Origin of the sequence: Rhodococcus sp. ACS1 (assembly GCF_002300155.1) — a bacterium.
Taxonomy (GTDB): Bacteria; Actinomycetota; Actinomycetes; order Mycobacteriales; family Mycobacteriaceae; genus Rhodococcus_F; species Rhodococcus_F koreensis.
In genome coordinates this window covers 1,434,065-1,448,687 of record NZ_NSDZ01000001.1, presented here as the reverse complement: position 1 = coordinate 1,448,687, position 14,623 = coordinate 1,434,065, and the positions used below count along the sequence as shown (strand labels likewise).

Annotated in this window: 12 protein-coding genes and 2 pseudogenes; 11 read left to right on the top strand and 3 right to left on the bottom strand. The window is 68.6% G+C overall.

Features of this window, described 5'->3' with window-relative positions; genetic code table 11:
- Positions 1-15: 15 nt before the first annotated feature.
- Complete coding sequence (locus CJ179_RS06845; RefSeq protein WP_072948382.1) at positions 16-612, top strand: CHAP domain-containing protein; 597 nt, start codon at positions 16-18, stop codon at positions 610-612.
- A gap of 7 nt (positions 613-619) precedes the next feature.
- On the opposite strand, the gene CJ179_RS06840 is transcribed toward CJ179_RS06845, so the two are convergent.
- Positions 620-1,675, bottom strand: coding sequence for a ferredoxin--NADP reductase (locus CJ179_RS06840; protein WP_095860960.1), 1,056 nt, complete (start codon positions 1,673-1,675; stop codon positions 620-622).
- A 321-nt stretch (positions 1,676-1,996) separates the two neighbouring features.
- On the opposite strand from CJ179_RS06840, the gene mdo reads away from it, so the two are divergent.
- The 8 genes from mdo to CJ179_RS06800 all read left to right on the top strand — a co-directional run bounded on the left by mdo (position 1,997) and on the right by CJ179_RS06800 (position 12,035).
- Positions 1,997-3,268: an NDMA-dependent methanol dehydrogenase gene (mdo, locus tag CJ179_RS06835; protein WP_095860959.1), complete on the top strand. Its 1,272-nt coding sequence runs from the start codon at positions 1,997-1,999 to the stop codon at positions 3,266-3,268.
- A gap of 104 nt (positions 3,269-3,372) precedes the next feature.
- Positions 3,373-4,479, top strand: coding sequence for a MoxR family ATPase (locus CJ179_RS06830; RefSeq protein ID WP_072948388.1), 1,107 nt, complete (start codon positions 3,373-3,375; stop codon positions 4,477-4,479).
- A 2-nt stretch (positions 4,480-4,481) separates the two neighbouring features.
- On the top strand, positions 4,482-6,020 hold the full coding sequence (locus CJ179_RS06825; protein WP_095860958.1) for a VWA domain-containing protein: 1,539 nt from the start codon (positions 4,482-4,484) through the stop codon (positions 6,018-6,020).
- A 131-nt stretch (positions 6,021-6,151) separates the two neighbouring features.
- Positions 6,152-7,339 (top strand): iron-containing alcohol dehydrogenase, encoded by a 1,188-nt coding sequence (locus CJ179_RS06820; protein WP_072948410.1) that lies wholly within the window; start codon positions 6,152-6,154, stop codon positions 7,337-7,339.
- Positions 7,340-7,343: 4 nt separating this feature from the next.
- Entirely contained in the window at positions 7,344-8,684 is a 1,341-nt protein-coding gene (locus CJ179_RS06815; protein WP_072948392.1) for a GAF domain-containing sensor histidine kinase, read from the top strand.
- Positions 8,681-9,367 (top strand): response regulator transcription factor, encoded by a 687-nt coding sequence (locus CJ179_RS06810; RefSeq protein ID WP_072948394.1) that lies wholly within the window; start codon positions 8,681-8,683, stop codon positions 9,365-9,367. Before CJ179_RS06815 ends, CJ179_RS06810 begins: the two co-directional genes overlap by 4 nt.
- A gap of 71 nt (positions 9,368-9,438) precedes the next feature.
- Positions 9,439-10,374 (top strand): ABC transporter ATP-binding protein, encoded by a 936-nt coding sequence (locus CJ179_RS06805; RefSeq protein WP_072948396.1) that lies wholly within the window; start codon positions 9,439-9,441, stop codon positions 10,372-10,374.
- Positions 10,371-12,035, top strand: a complete 1,665-nt coding sequence (locus CJ179_RS06800) for an ABC transporter permease (protein WP_095860956.1) — start codon at positions 10,371-10,373, stop codon at positions 12,033-12,035. Before CJ179_RS06805 ends, CJ179_RS06800 begins: the two co-directional genes overlap by 4 nt.
- A gap of 57 nt (positions 12,036-12,092) precedes the next feature.
- On the opposite strand, the gene CJ179_RS06795 is transcribed toward CJ179_RS06800, so the two are convergent.
- Positions 12,093-12,410 carry a putative immunity protein gene (locus CJ179_RS06795; protein ID WP_257015352.1) on the bottom strand — a complete coding sequence of 106 codons (318 nt, stop codon included), beginning with the start codon at positions 12,408-12,410 and terminating at the stop codon, positions 12,093-12,095.
- 41 nt (positions 12,411-12,451) lie between these two features.
- Positions 12,452-12,610 (bottom strand): annotated as a pseudogene (locus CJ179_RS52630) (antibiotic biosynthesis monooxygenase); the annotation flags it as partial.
- A gap of 50 nt (positions 12,611-12,660) precedes the next feature.
- Between CJ179_RS52630 and CJ179_RS53965 the strand changes: the two are divergent.
- Both CJ179_RS53965 and CJ179_RS06785 read left to right on the top strand, forming a co-directional pair.
- Positions 12,661-13,455 (top strand): DUF6226 family protein, encoded by a 795-nt coding sequence (locus CJ179_RS53965; RefSeq protein ID WP_373560126.1) that lies wholly within the window; start codon positions 12,661-12,663, stop codon positions 13,453-13,455.
- Positions 13,347-14,620: pseudogene (locus tag CJ179_RS06785) on the top strand (HNH endonuclease). Before CJ179_RS53965 ends, CJ179_RS06785 begins: the two are co-directional and overlap by 109 nt.
- Positions 14,621-14,623 lie beyond the last annotated feature (3 nt).

The following is a 14,623-nucleotide window of genomic DNA, read 5'->3' as shown; positions in this document are numbered from 1 at the left end:
GCTACATTCGGTGGCATGACTGCTCCCGCGCCCACTCGCCGCCGCCGACGTGCCGGGCTGATCCTCGGCGCGGTCGTCGCGGTGATGGCCGTCGTGGCGGGCGGGGTGCTGTGGCTGGCCCCGGACCGCTACCTGCCGTGGGACACCGCCGAATTCCCGGCCGTCGACACGACCGCGCTGTCGCCGCAGCAGGCGCGGATCGTCGGGCTACTGGAGGCCGAGCACGGCACGCAGCGGCCGGGGACGTTCTACTCCGAAGGGGTCGAGGAGCCCTGGTGCGCGGACTTCGTCAGCTGGATCATGCGGGAAGCGGGCCTGCCGCTGTCGAATCCGAATTCCGGGCACTGGCGGATCCCGGGTGTCTACACATTGCAGGAGTACTACCAGTCGCAGTCGCGGTTCCAGGAGGTCGGCGACGGGTACCGCCCGGCCGTCGGGGACGTGGTGCTCTACGACAACAGCAGCTGGGTCGGCCAGCACACCAACATCGTCGTCGCCGTCGACGGTGACACCGCTACGACGGTCGGCGGCAACGAGTTCGGCCGGATCCGCGTGCACACGGTGGACTGGGCGAGCGACTCCGCCGTCGTCGGTTTCGGCCGGCTCGGGTGAGCGGCCTTCAGAATTCGATCTTGAGGTGGTCGGTGACCGGCCGGGCCTGGCAGCCCAGGATGTAGCCGCTCTCGATGTCCTCGGGGTCGAGAATTTCGCTGTTCTCCATCTCGACCTTGCCTTCGAGCACGGTGCACGCGCACGACCCGCACTCGCCCTCCTGGCAGGAGTAGGGCACGTCGATTCCCTTGGCCAGCATGATGTCGACGAGGGTCTGCTTGCGGGGCCAGCTCAGGGTGTGGATCTCGCCGTCGAGTTCCACCTCCACGGTGGCGGCGTCGGCGGCCTCGTCCTCGGTGACCTCGACGACGTCGGAGTCACGGAACGGGTCGCCGGCCAGCGAGTTGAACACTTCGGCGTGCACCTGGGTGCGCGGCATGCCGGTATCGGCGAGGGCCTTGTGGATGGTGTCCATGAACGGCGCCGGTCCGCACATGAATGCCTCGTGCCCGAGGTAGGGAGCGACGGCGGAGGCGAGCTGGTCGACGCCGGGCAGCCCTTGGACCGTCTCCAGCCAGTGGATGGACACGAGCCGTGACGGGTACCGGCTCGCGAGGGTGCGCAGTTCCTCCGCGAAGATGACCGACTTCTCGTCGCGGTTCGCGTAGAAGAGGACGACCTTGCCGGACCCCTCGGTGAGGGCGGACTTGAGGATCGAGATCACCGGCGTGATGCCGCTGCCCGCCGCGAACAGCAGGAAGTCGTGGTCCAGCGACTTGGGGGTGAACACTCCCGACGGGGGAAGGACTTCGAGGGTGTCGCCGACGGCGACGTTGTCGCAGAGCCAGTTGGACCCGTACCCGTCGGCCGTCCGCTTGACGGTCACCTTGGGTGCGTCGTCGGTGAACGGCGAGCTGGCCAGCGAGTAGCACCGGGCGACCGATCCCGTGCGGTCGCTGGGGATGCGCAGGGTGAGGAACTGGCCCGGCTTGTAGGCGAACTTGCCTGCGAGGTCGGCCGGGACGTCGAAGACCAGTGACCGGGAATCGGCGGTTTCCTCGACCACGCCCGACACGGTGAGCACCACCGATCGTGAGCTGTGCGGCACCTCGACAGTCGTCATCGTGTGTGCAGTCCTTCCGTACTTCGCAGCGCCGGAACGCTCGCTTACCTGTCCCAAGAATAGAACAGGTTCTAGTTTTTGCCTAGCTGTCCACTCCGTGCGGAGTGGACAGCCTACCGAGTGCCCACCTCTCCGGCTCGGCCCGGCCGCACCTGCCCGATCGGGCAGTTTGTCCGCCGCGGTCGGACGGTTCGGGCTCGCAGGTCTGTAACCGGGGCCCGAACTAGGTCACAGTGGATTCCAGGTGAGACGCCGATCACATCTACTGCGTCCCCTTCCCCAACGCTTCAGATCCGACATCGACTAATCGAGGAGACGGCCATGGCCATCGAGCTCAACCAGATCTGGGACTTCCCCATCAAGGAATTCCACCCGTTCCCGCGGGCACTGATGGGAGTGGGCGCCCACGACATCATCGGCGTCGAGGCGAAGAACCTCGGTTTCAAGAGGGCCCTGCTCATGACGACCGGCCTGCGCGGCTCGGGCATCATCGAGGAACTGGTCGGCAAGATCGAGTACCAGGGCGTCGAGGTCGTGCTCTACGACAAGGTCGAGTCCAACCCCAAGGACTACAACGTCATGGAGGCGGCCGCGCTCTACCAGAAGGAGAAGTGCGACTCGATCATCTCCGTCGGCGGCGGCTCGAGTCACGACGCCGCCAAGGGCGCCCGTGTCGTGGTCGCGCACGACGGCCGCAACATCAACGAGTTCGAGGGATTCGCGAAGTCCACCAACAAGGAGAACCCGCCCCACATCGCCGTATCCACCACGGCCGGTACGGGTTCGGAGACCTCGTGGGCGTACGTCATCACCGACACGTCGGACATGAACAACCCGCACAAGTGGGTGGGATTCGACGAGGCGACCATCGTGACCCTCGCGATCGACGACCCGCTGCTGTACTACACCTGCCCCCAGCACTTCACCGCGTACTGCGGATTCGACGTCCTCGCGCACGGCAGTGAGCCGTACGTGTCGCGTCTCGACTTTGCGCCTTCGCTCGGGAATGCGCTGTACTCGGTGGAACTCGTCGCGAAGAACCTGCGGGAGGCCGTGTTCGAGCCGCGCAACCTGAAGGCCCGTGAGGGAATGATGAACGCGCAGTACATCGCCGGGCAGGCGTTCAACTCCGGCGGCCTCGGCATCGTGCACTCCATCTCGCACGCGGTCAGCGCGTTCTTCGACAGCCACCACGGACTGAACAACGCGATCGCCCTGCCTCGCGTCTGGGAGTACAACCTGCCGTCGCGGTACGAGCGCTACGCCCAGCTGGCCGGCGCGCTGGGGGTCGACACCCGCAACCTCACCACGGTGCAGGCCGCGGACGCGGCGGTCGAGGCCGCCATCCGCCTGGCGAAGGACGTCGGCATTCCCGACAACTTCGGTCAGGTGCGCACCGACTCGTACGAGAAGAACCAGATGAACACGAAGAAGTACGAGGGTCGCGGCGACACCATCCGCGGTGACGAGAAGACCGTTCGCGCCATCTCCGAGCACATTCAGGGCGACTGGTGCACACCGGGCAACCCGCGCGAGGTGACGGTCGAGTCGATGATCCCCGTGGTCGATCACGCGATCAACAGCGCGTACTGACCGACCTGAAAACTCGCGTCCGGGGCGGGCGCCACACCCCAGCCCGGCCCCGCCCCGGATGCGTTCCCACCACCACCTGCTGACGAAGGACGGATGCCCCGATCATGACTGCACCGCACACAGCCCCGGAACCGGAGGACGTCCGCTTCGCCGACGGCGCGGAACTGAAGGAGGCGTTGCGCGAGGTCGACTACATCGCCGACGACGAGTTCGCGGTGGTCGTCCACCTGGCGACCGCGCTCGAACGCCCGCTGTTGCTGGAGGGGCCTGCCGGTGTAGGCAAGACGGAGCTGGCGAAGTCGCTGGCCGAGGCGGCGGGGCGCAAACTCGTCCGGCTGCAGTGCTACGAAGGTCTCGACGACAACCGGGCGCTGTACGAGTGGGACTACGCGAAACAGCTTCTGCACGTGCAGATGCTGCGTGACCGCATCGGGGAGAAGCTGGCCGCGTTCGACGACATCGCCGACGCGTCGAAGTTCCTGGCAGCCCAGGATTTCGGGCTGTACTCGGAGCACTTCCTGTCGGTGCGCCCCCTGCTCGAGGCGATCCTGTCGCCGGAACCGGTGGTGCTGCTCGTCGACGAGGTGGACCGCACCGAAGAGTCGATGGAGGCGTTGCTCCTCGAGGTTCTTGCGGAGGGGCAGATCACGATTCCCGAAGTGGGGACGTTCGCCGCCCGGTCGGCGCCGTGGGTGATCCTGACGTCCAACGACACTCGTGAACTGTCGCCCGCGCTGAAGCGTCGCTGCCTGCACTACCACCTCGGCTATCCGACGCCGCAGCGCGAGCGGGACATCGTGACGGCCAGGGCGCCCGAGGTCGAGGACGCCGTGGCGGCGGACGTGGTGGATCTGGCGCGCACGCTGCGGGAGTTGCCGCTCCGCAAGAGTCCGTCTATCGCGGAAGTCATCGACGCGGCCCGTGCGGCGGTGGTCCTGAAGTCGACGGGGGTGGCCGTGAGTGCGCAGGCCGCGGTCCGGGACATCCTGCTCACCGCCCTGCTCAAGTACACCAGCGACGTCGAACTGGCCCGCACTCGGCTGTCCGGCGAACAGCCGCTCTCCTCGGACGACGAGGACACCACTCCGGCCGGGCCCGCGGAGCGGGTGACGGTCGCATCGCGGCCGGCCAACACGACCACCGCCGTGTTCCGCGGACGCGGTGGCCGGGACCGCGGCGGCATCGGCGCGGGCCGCCAGGGCAGGCGCTGACGATGCTCCACCCGGCCCCCGATCCGTCCCCGTCCCTTCCCTCGCAACTCCTCGACGTGCTGGCGGCGTCGTTCGGAAAGATGTTGCGCCGCTACGGCGTCGCCGCGTCCCCCGCCGAGGTCATCGAGGTTCGCCGGGTCTTCGGGCTGGTCGAGGGCCGGGACACGGCCACCCTGCGGGCGTCGCTGCGCGCGGTGTGCGCGAAGTACACGTACGAACAGCAGGGTTTCGACCGTGCCTTCGACGTGTTCTTCGGGTCGGTCGCCGACGCTGCCTCCGGCGGCGCGCGGCCGCCGTCCCGGGCCGAGTTCGCGGAGGGCCTGCCGTCCGCGCTGGAGGTGGCGGACAACGCGGAGACCGCCCGGTACGCGGAGTACAACGAGCGCGCCGCCGAGGTCGGCGACCACTTCGACACCCCCGAGGCGCAGAAGGGGTTCAACCCCCACAAGGACGACGACGACGTCAGCATGACGTCGAGCGACGCAGATTTGTCCGTCGATTCGGAAGCCGAGTCCGGACGCCGCGGCGTCACGTACACGGTCGAGGTCGAGCGGGCGGCGAGTACCGCCGTCGGTGACCTGGCGTCGTCGACGAGCGGCGCCGTCGTCGGATCGCTGTCCTGGGACGATCCGGAGTCGATTCTCGCGTGGCTCGACGCCTACGACCCGAGCAAGGTCTACGCCGATTCCGGCGGGGCGGAACCCCTCACCGCGGCCCAGCTGAACCGGCTGGCGGAGGCGGTGGAGGCGTTCGTCGGTGCGCTGGCGGACGCCCGGGACCTGACCGCCGGGCCCGCAGACGCACCGGGGACCGCGAGCGGTCCGGTGGCGGCCACGTCGCGAGCCGAGGTGAATCAGGCGTGCTACGAGGTGCTTCGGCGGATGCGCGGGCCGTCACGTCCCCGCCCGCGCGAACTGGCCCGGGGCCGCCTCGACATGCGCCGCACCGTGCGCGCCAGCCTGCGGACCGAAGGCGTCCCGTTCCACCTCATGGTGAAGGCGCGGCGTCCGGACCGGGTGCGGGTGCTGATCCTCGCGGACGTGTCGCTGTCGGTACGCCCCGTCACCGCCTTCACTCTCCGGCTGGCACAGGCGATGCACCGCCGGGCGAGCCGCTGTCAGGTCCTGGCGTTCGTCGACCGGCCCGTCGACGTCACGGACACCCTCCTCGCCGGGACCGACGACGACGCGCTGGCCTCGGTGCTCGCCGACCCACGCATCGATCTGGAGGCGAGCAGCGACTACGGCCGGGTCTTCTCCGACGTGCTGACAGAGTTCGGCACCGAAGTGAACACCCGCACCTCGGTGATCGTCGTCGGCGACGGGCGGTGCAACGGCCTGCCGCCGGGCGTCGACGAGTTCGCCGAACTGCGACGCAAGGTGCACCGGCTGGCCTGGATCACGCCGGAACCCGAGCGGTACTGGAACCAGGCGTCGTGCGCGATGCCGGAGTACGCGGACATCTGCGACCGTGTCGTGGTCGCCCGGGATGCCGCGCAGCTGATGTCCCGCGCCGCCGAGCTGGGACACGCGCTGCGGTGAGTACCTACCCGATCGGGTAGGTGCCGTGCCTGTCCTTCGGTGGGTGTGAAGCCCTCTCCCGGGCCGTAGGGTCGAGGCCAAGGTCTTGTAATCTGGATCACATGTACGCAGGTGTCGGGAGGAGTGTCGACTTGTCCGTGTCCTATCCGTCCACCCGCACCACCGCCCCCGGCAGGCTGGTGAAATTCCACGCACCCGAGATCGTGTTCGGTATCGGGTCGATGGTCGAGGCCGCGCATGCGGTCCTCCGCCTCGGCGGGGCGCGGCCGATGCTGGTCACCGATCCGGGTCTGATCGAAGCAGGCTGGGCGTCGGAACTCGAGGATCAGCTCCGCGAACAGGGCCTCACCCCCGTCGTGTGGAGTGCGTTGACACCCAACCCCAAGGACCACGAGATCGCGGCCGGACACGACGCGTACCGCGAGGGCGAATGCGACGTTCTCATCGCCCTGGGCGGCGGCTCGGTCATCGACGCGACGAAGGGCATCGCGGTGCTCGCCGCGAACGGGGGCAACATCCTCGACTACGAGGGAGTGGACCAGGCGACCAGTCCGATCCCGCCGCTGGTGATGGTGCCGTCCACGTCGGGCACCGGAGCCGACGTGTCGCAGTTCTGCATCGTGACCGACACGAGGCGGGGCACCAAGATCACCATCATCGGCCGCGCGCTCGTCCCGGACGTGACCGTGATCGACCCCCGGCTGCTCACCACCATGCCGGAATGGCTCAACGCCGCGACCGGACTCGACGCCCTCACCCACGGCATCGAGGCGTTCGTGTCGCTGGCCCACAACCCGCTCACCGACCACCATGCGCTCCGCGCGGTCGGGCTGGTCACCGACACTCTCGTCCGCACCATCGAGGAGCCGATGGAGATGGAGTCCCGGGCCGTCATGGCGCAGGCGAGCCTCGAGGCCGGCCTCGCGTTCACCAACGCCATCCTCGGTGCCGCGCACGCGATGAGCCATCAGGTCGGGGGCCTGCTCGACCTGCCGCACGGAGTCATCAACGGCATCCTTCTCCCGCACGTCATCCGGTTCAACGCCACCGACGACGCCACCCCGTTCGTCGCCATCGCCGCTGCTCTCGGTCTCGAGGAGCGCCGGGGAACACCCGAGGAGGCCGCTCTCGCCGTCGCGGACCGGGTGGATCGCCTCGCCCGCGAGGTGGGAGTGCCGAAAGGTCTGGGGCAGTTGGGAGTTCGCGAAGCCGATCTGTCACGCCTGGCCGAGTTCGCGCTCCGCGACGCCTGCATGTCCACCAATCCGCGCACGGCCACCCACGAGCAGATGGTGGCGCTGTTCCGGACTGCGCTGTGAGCGCATGAACGCCCCGGACCTGTCGACGCTTACCGGACTGCGGTCCGGCAAGCCGACGTTCTACCCCCAATATCGCGGCGCCGCGGAACGTCTCGAACGTGTCGTCCACGCACTGGAACTCATCTCGCGTGCCCTCGTCCGCACGGTGGAGGGCCCCGAGACGCTCATCTGCGCGGTCGCCGAGGCGGCCCGGGCGCACCTGGACGCGCAATGGGTCGCGTTTGCCCTCGCCGACGGCATGCTGCCCGACGCAGGCCCGCGCCGGCTGGTACTGGGGCCGGACGCGACGCCGTTCCTCGTCGACAACGTCGAGGGCCCACCGCTGCCGGACGAGGTGGTGACGTGTCTGGCCGACATCCGGTCCGCGCGCACCGGGGGCGCTCCCGTCATCGACACGCACCACGCGTTCGTGCCGATCGTCCTCGAAGGTGGCGTCGTGGGAGCCTTCGCGGCCTGGACGGCCGAGCACCGCACGCTCGACACCACCGATGGTGCGGTCCTCAGCATCCTGGCGAGTCAGACCGCCGTGGCACTGCAGAATTCGGCGCTGTACCAACGCGGCCAGCTGCTGCTCGAACGGGCCGAGCACGCGTACTCGGAGGCGCGTCGAAACGCGTCCGATCTCGCGGTGCGCAACGCCGAACTCGAATCCACCCAGCGTCAACTCGGAGCGGCCCACCGGCACCAGGTGCTCGACGAGGAACGGCACCGGATCGCCCGCGAACTCCACGACAGCGTCACCCAGGCGGTGCTGTCGGCGGGCATGCAGATCGAGGTGTGCCGGAGCGGTGTCCCGGACGAGGAGCGCAGCGAGAGGCTCGATCTCGCAAAGGAATTGACGCGCCGCGCGGTGGAGCAGTTGCGTTCGGCCATCTACGCGCTCAACCACTCCGGCGGTTCCGACCGGACGTCCCTGCCCGAGATGCTCGAGCAGCTCGGGGTGGTGCACATGCCCGACGAACTCGCGGTCACCGTCCGCGTCGGCGGCACACCCGCGGAGCTGTCCAGCGAACGGGAACACGCGCTGCTGCGGATCGCCGGCGAGGCGCTGTTCAACGCGGCGGTCCACGCCAACGCGACGCGCGCCGTCCTGCGGCTCACGTATTCGGCCGACTCGGTGCTGCTCTCCGTGGCCGACGACGGGAACGGAGACCCGAAGCGGATGCGCCTGATGCTGCGGATGGCGGCGAACAACGACCTCGACGGGCACCACCGCGGGTTGGCGAACATGCAGGCCCGGGCAGCGGAGCTGGGCGGCACTCTCGAGGTGGCGCGGGCCAGGATCGGCGGAGTCCGGGTGGCTGCCCGCATTCCGTTACATTCCGACAGTGAGGTGGACCGATGACCATACGAACCTCGGTGCGTGACCAGACCGGGTCCGCCCGCCCCACGTCGGTGGTGAAGCTCGTGCTCGTCGACGACCACGCGATACTCCGGCAGGGTTTGCGCTCCGTCCTCGAACGGGAACCGGATCTCGAGGTCGTCGGCGAGGCATCGTCCAGTCAGGAGGCGCTGGCCGTCGTCGGTGACGTCGCCCCCGACGTCGTGCTGATGGACCTGAAACTGTCGGCGGCCTCCGACTACGAGGGGCTGGCACTGTGCGCCCAACTGTCCGCCGCGGACGGCACGATGGGGTTGCTCGTGCTCACGACGTTTCTCGACGAACAACTCGTCGTTCGCGCCATCCACGCCGGCGCCCGCGGATACGTCGTCAAGGACGTCGACACCACCGAACTGGTGCGCGCCATCCGTGCCGTGTCCCGCGGCGAGAGCGCCTTCGACTCCCGCAGCGCCTCCGCGGTGATCCGCTCGCTCAACGGTCAGACGACCCCACGTGAAGGGCTCACCGAGCGCGAACTCGAGGTCCTGCAACTCCTCGCCAAGGGGTTGTCGAACGCGAAAATCGGGGAGCGGCTGTTCATCTCGGCCACGACGGTGAAATTCCACGTCAGCAACATCATGCGCAAACTCGACGTCGGCCGGCGCGCCGAGGCCGTCTACGAGGCGGGCAAGCTCGGCCTGATCTGATCCGGCACCGCCGCGGCCGCGACCGCGGAAACCCGTCGTGACCACCCGCGAACCGGCGTAGCGTCCCCACCATGGCTGCGATCTCGGTGGAGAATCTCGTCAAGACGTTCGGTCCGACCCGCGCACTCGACGGCCTCGACCTCGAGGTGGGAACGGGGGAGGTGCACGGATTCCTCGGGCCCAACGGGTCCGGCAAGTCGACGACCATCCGGGTACTGCTCGGCCTGCTGCGTGCGGACTCGGGGACCGCCACCCTCCTGGGCGGCGACCCGTGGCACGACTCGGTGTCCCTGCACAGACGGCTCGCCTACGTACCCGGTGACGTGAACCTGTGGCCCAACCTCACCGGCGGCGAGGCCATCGACCTCCTGGCCGGATTGCGCGGTGGGCTCGACGAGCCCCGGCGCGCGGAACTGCTCGAGCGGTTCGAACTCGATCCGACGAAGAAGGCGCGCACGTACTCGAAGGGTAACCGGCAGAAGGTCGCACTGGTGGCCGCGTTCGCGTCGGACGTCGAACTGTACGTGCTCGACGAACCGACGTCGGGGCTGGATCCGTTGATGGAGTCGGTGTTCCAGGATTGCGTCGAGGAGATGTCGGACGCGGGGAAGACCGTCCTGTTGTCGAGTCACATCCTCGCGGAGGTCGAGGCGCTGTGCGACCGGGTGAGCATCATCCGCGAGGGCCGCACCGTGGAGACCGGCACGCTCGCGGAACTGCGGCACCTCACGCGCACGTCGATCACCGTCGAGACACAGCAGCCGGTGACCGGACTGGACGCCGTCGAGGGCGTGCACGACGTGCGGGTCGACGGCCTGCACACCCGATGCGAGGTGGACACCAGTGCGATCGAGGGCGTGCTGCGCCACCTGCTGTCGTTCGGGGTTGCGTCGCTGACGTCGACGCCACCGACACTGGAGGAGTTGTTCCTGCGGCACTACGGCGACGAACTGGCCCGGGAGGGTGAGAACCACCGGCGCGCCGAATCCGGGACACGGACGCGATGAGCACGGTGACGACGCCGGAGACCACCGGGCGCGGCCAGTACGCGGGAACCCCACGGCTCGTGCGGCTCGCCCTGCGCCGCGACCGCATCCAACTGCCGGTATGGTTGCTCGCTCTCGCCGCACTGCAAGCATTCTCGGCGTCCAGTGTGCTCGGCCTGTATCCCACGGAACCCGACCTGCGCAGTTTCGCGATGGCTACCGCGGCGTCGCCGGTCGCGCTCGCCACCAACGGTCTCGTGTCGGGGTACAGCGCCGGCGCCGTGCTCGCCTGCCAGATCGTCATGCCGATGTCGCTGGCCGCCGGCCTGATGACCACCCTGCTGGTCGTGCGGCACACCCGTCAGAACGAGGAGACCGGCCGCGCCGAACTCGTCGAGGCGGCCGTCGTGGGCCGGAAAGCACTGCTCACCGCGGCCCTGGTGGTCGCGGTCGGTGCCAACCTGACTCTCGGACTGCTCAACGTCGTCGTGCTGGTCGCGGCGGGTCTGCCACTGGACGGGTCGGTGGCTCTCGGCGCGGCCGTCGCCGGTGTCGGCATCGCGTTCGCGGCGATCGCCGCGGTGACCGCCCAGGTGACGGACAGTGCCCGCACCGCCAACGGACTGGCCGGGGCCGCCCTGGGCATCGCATTCCTGTTGCGCGCCGTCGGCGACATGACGGGCACGGTGACGGAAGACGGCACCCGGGTCGTCAGTGGCTGGCTGACGTGGCTGTCGCCGATCGGCTGGGCCGAACAGGTCCGCCCCTACGACGACAACGCGTGGTGGGTGCTGGCGTTCCCCGCCGTTTTCGCGCTGGTCGTCGGTTCCGTCGGCTTCGCACTCACCGAACGCAGGGACGTCGGCTCCGGCCTCGTGCCGACCCGCCCCGGCCCTGCCCGCGCGTCCCGTTCACTGCCGACGGCCGTCGGATCGGCGTGGCGGATACAACGGACGATCCTGTTCTGGTGGGCATTCGGGATCGCCGTCCTCGCCGTGGTGTACGGCGCGATCGCAGACCAGATCGACGACTTCCTCGGGGAGGGTCAGCAGGTCGCCGACATGATGGAACAACTCGGTGGCGGCACCACCGACATGGTCGACGCCTACTTCGCCGCCATCTTCGGCATGATGGCGATCGCGGTGGCCGGCTACGCGGTGCAGGCGCTGCTCCGAATGCGCGGTGAGGAGGCGGCGGGGCGACTCGAACCCGTTCTGGCGACGGCGGTCTCGCGTCCGCGGTGGATGCTGGCGCACGTCGGCCTGGTCACGGTGGGCATCGTCGTCCTGCAGGCACTGACCGGGGCGGCGACCGGCCTCGCGTACGGTCTCGTGACCGAAGACGTGCCGGGAAAGGTCGTGAGCCTCACGGGGGCCGCCCTCGTCTTCGTGCCGGCGATCGGGGTGGTCGCGGCATTGGCGGTGCTGGCGTTCGGCGGCGTGCCCGCCTGGTCGGCCGGGCTGTCCTGGGGCGTGCTCGCGATCTGCCTGATCTTCGGATTCCTCGGATCGCTGCTCGGGCTTCCGCAGACGGTCCGCGACCTGTCGCCGTTCACACACGTCCCCGCCCTTCCCGCCGCGGAAGTGACGGCCGCTCCGCTCGTCTGGCTCGCGGTGATCGCCGCCGTGGTGGGTGCGGCCGGAGTGGTGCTGTTCCGCCGGCGAGACCTCACGAATTCTTAGCGGAACCGGGAGGCTGGGTCGACGGTCGGCGACGAAGGTCGGTGTCCAGCATGCGGATCAACTCACCGACCCGTCCACCGCCCCCGGTGCTAGATAGGCGGCGCCTGCCGCTGCCCACGCTGCCTCCCGAGCCGCCCCAGTGTTCGTGCCCTTGGCAGCCGCGAGCGCCGTCCACGCGGTGTCGCGCAGAGAATTCCCACGCTCATCACCCAGCGCGAACTCCCACGCAGCAGTGATCGCGTCTCGGGGCCGCGAGTCGTGCGGCTGATCGGCCTCGAATATCTCGAGCACCACCTCCGCGCACCCCGCAGCAAACATGGTCACCTCAGGAAGATCCTGCTTGCTCAGAACGATCTCGCTCGCTTCCCCTGCCATGATTCCATTTTCGACCATCGGGGCTGTTCCGTACCGCGCGTTCAGGCTGTGCCTTCCCCGAACAGGGGTCGCACGTCGGCGACGTCGTACTCGGCTACCGACGCCGAGAGGATGTCCGCGCCTTGTTCGTCGCTGAGGCCGCTGCCTCGGAAAGTGTTGACCGCCGCTTGCGGCTCCCAGCGTTCGAAGACGTTGATGCGCGCGCCCGCGCCGCCGTCGGGGTCGCGGACGGTGGCGACTCTGGCAATTGGTGACGATCACTCCGGCTCAGCGGGATCAGGCTCCACTGGCGATCACCTTCACCTTATTTCCCGGTCTGTACCTGCGTGCGGGAGCGTGGCACGACTTCGCGCTCCCGGCGTGTGGCTGCGACGCGTGCGACGAGGACGCGGAGTACGTTCTTCGCGAGCTGGCGGAGAATACGGAGGCGCTCACCGCCGGGCGGCTGTCCGAACGGATCACCGGCCGGCCCCGCGCTGTTCTCGAGTTCTCCTGGGAGGGCGACGATTGGAGCAGGCGCGGAATGAGGAGGCTGTCGGTGGCGGATGTGAACCAATTGCGCGCCCGGCCAGTCCAACCGCCGGCCGATGGCAACTGGCGTCCGCGACGGCGTGCGCCAGCCCAGTCGCGGTCAGCCTCTGGCCGCCGGCCATTGCGGCCCGGCCGGTGGCTGAGGACGAACAGCGGTGCTGCAGGGTGCGGGGTCCCGTCGTCGCCGAACCGGTCGGAATTCTCATTCGGTTGCGGCCGGCGATGTCGACGACCTTCCCGGGCCCGGCGCTGCCGCGTGATCAACACGTGGTTCCGGTCGAAGGGAGATAAGTCGAACGCGCACCTATTTGACCGGAACGTCGGAACCCATTGCTCGGGTCGCGTTTGGTTGCTAAAATCGAACAAAGTTTCGAATGACTTTGGGGGAGGTCGGTTGTGGGGGCAATGCTTCTCGAGGAATTACGCGCATTCACGGCGCGGTTGCAATGTGCCGAGGCGGCGAGTGGCGACGCGGGATTGGGCATCGATCTGCTCGATGCGATCGAGACGTTGAAGTCGGTCGGGTGTGCGGTGCAGGCGGTGATCACCGACGATGTCGCGACGAGTATCCGTGCCGACCGTAGGGCTCGGCGACTTCCGCAGTCCGAGTGGGGTCGGGGTATTGCGTCGCAGATTGCGTTGGCGCGCAGGGAGTCCCCGAACCGTGGCGGTAGGCATCTGGGTTTCGCGCAGGCTCTGGTGCACGAAATGCCGCACACCCTTGCCATGTTGCAGACCGGCCGGCTGAATGAATGGCGTGCGACGTTGTTGGTGCGGGAGACGGCATGCTTGTCGGCGGCCGATCGGGCGATCGTGGATCGCCAGTTATGTTCGAACCCAGCTACTCTCGACGGCGTCGGCGACCGCGGTCTGATCGCGCGGGCCAAAGCCCTTGCGGTGGAACTCGACGCCGCCTCGGTCGTGGCCCGGCACCGCAAGGCCGTGTCCGAACGACGGGTTACGACACGTCCGGCCCCGGATTCGATGGCCTATCTGAGTGTACTGATGCCGGTCGAACAAGCCGTGTGCCTGCAGGCCACGCTGGGTCGGGATGCGGACAGCCTGATCGCGACCGGGAAGGGTGGTGGGCGCACCCGCAATCAAGTGATGGTGGACTTGTTGTTCACGCGTGGCACCGGAGCCGACGTGGCGTCGGGTGTTCCGGTGGCTGTGAACCTTGTGCTCTCGGACGAAACACTCCTCGCCGGCGGTCACGAGGCTGCGCAGCTGTATGGGTTCGGGCCGGTGCCGGCGGGGATCGCTCGGCAGCTGGTGGCCGATGCGGTGGATTCGGACACCGAGGTGTCGTTGCGGCGAGTGTTGCGTGCCCGCAGTCGGGGGCGCTGACGGCGATGGAATCCCAATCCCGCATGTTCCCGAAGAGTCTGAGAAAGCTGATCGACCTGCGGGATCAAACGTGCCGCACGCCCTGGTGTGATGCCCCGATCCGCCATCACGATCACATCCGCTCACACGGCAAGTCGGGTGCCACCAGCGCGGACAACGGGTCCGGACTGTGCGAGGCCTGCAACTACGCGAAGGAAGGCGACGCCTGGACCGCCCGCCCGGTACGCAACCCCGGCCGCACCCACCTCATTGACCTCGGCACCCCGACCGGGCACCACTACCGCTCGGCAGCGCCACGGCTGCCGGCGCCCGCGCACCTCCGAGCGTCATGAGGA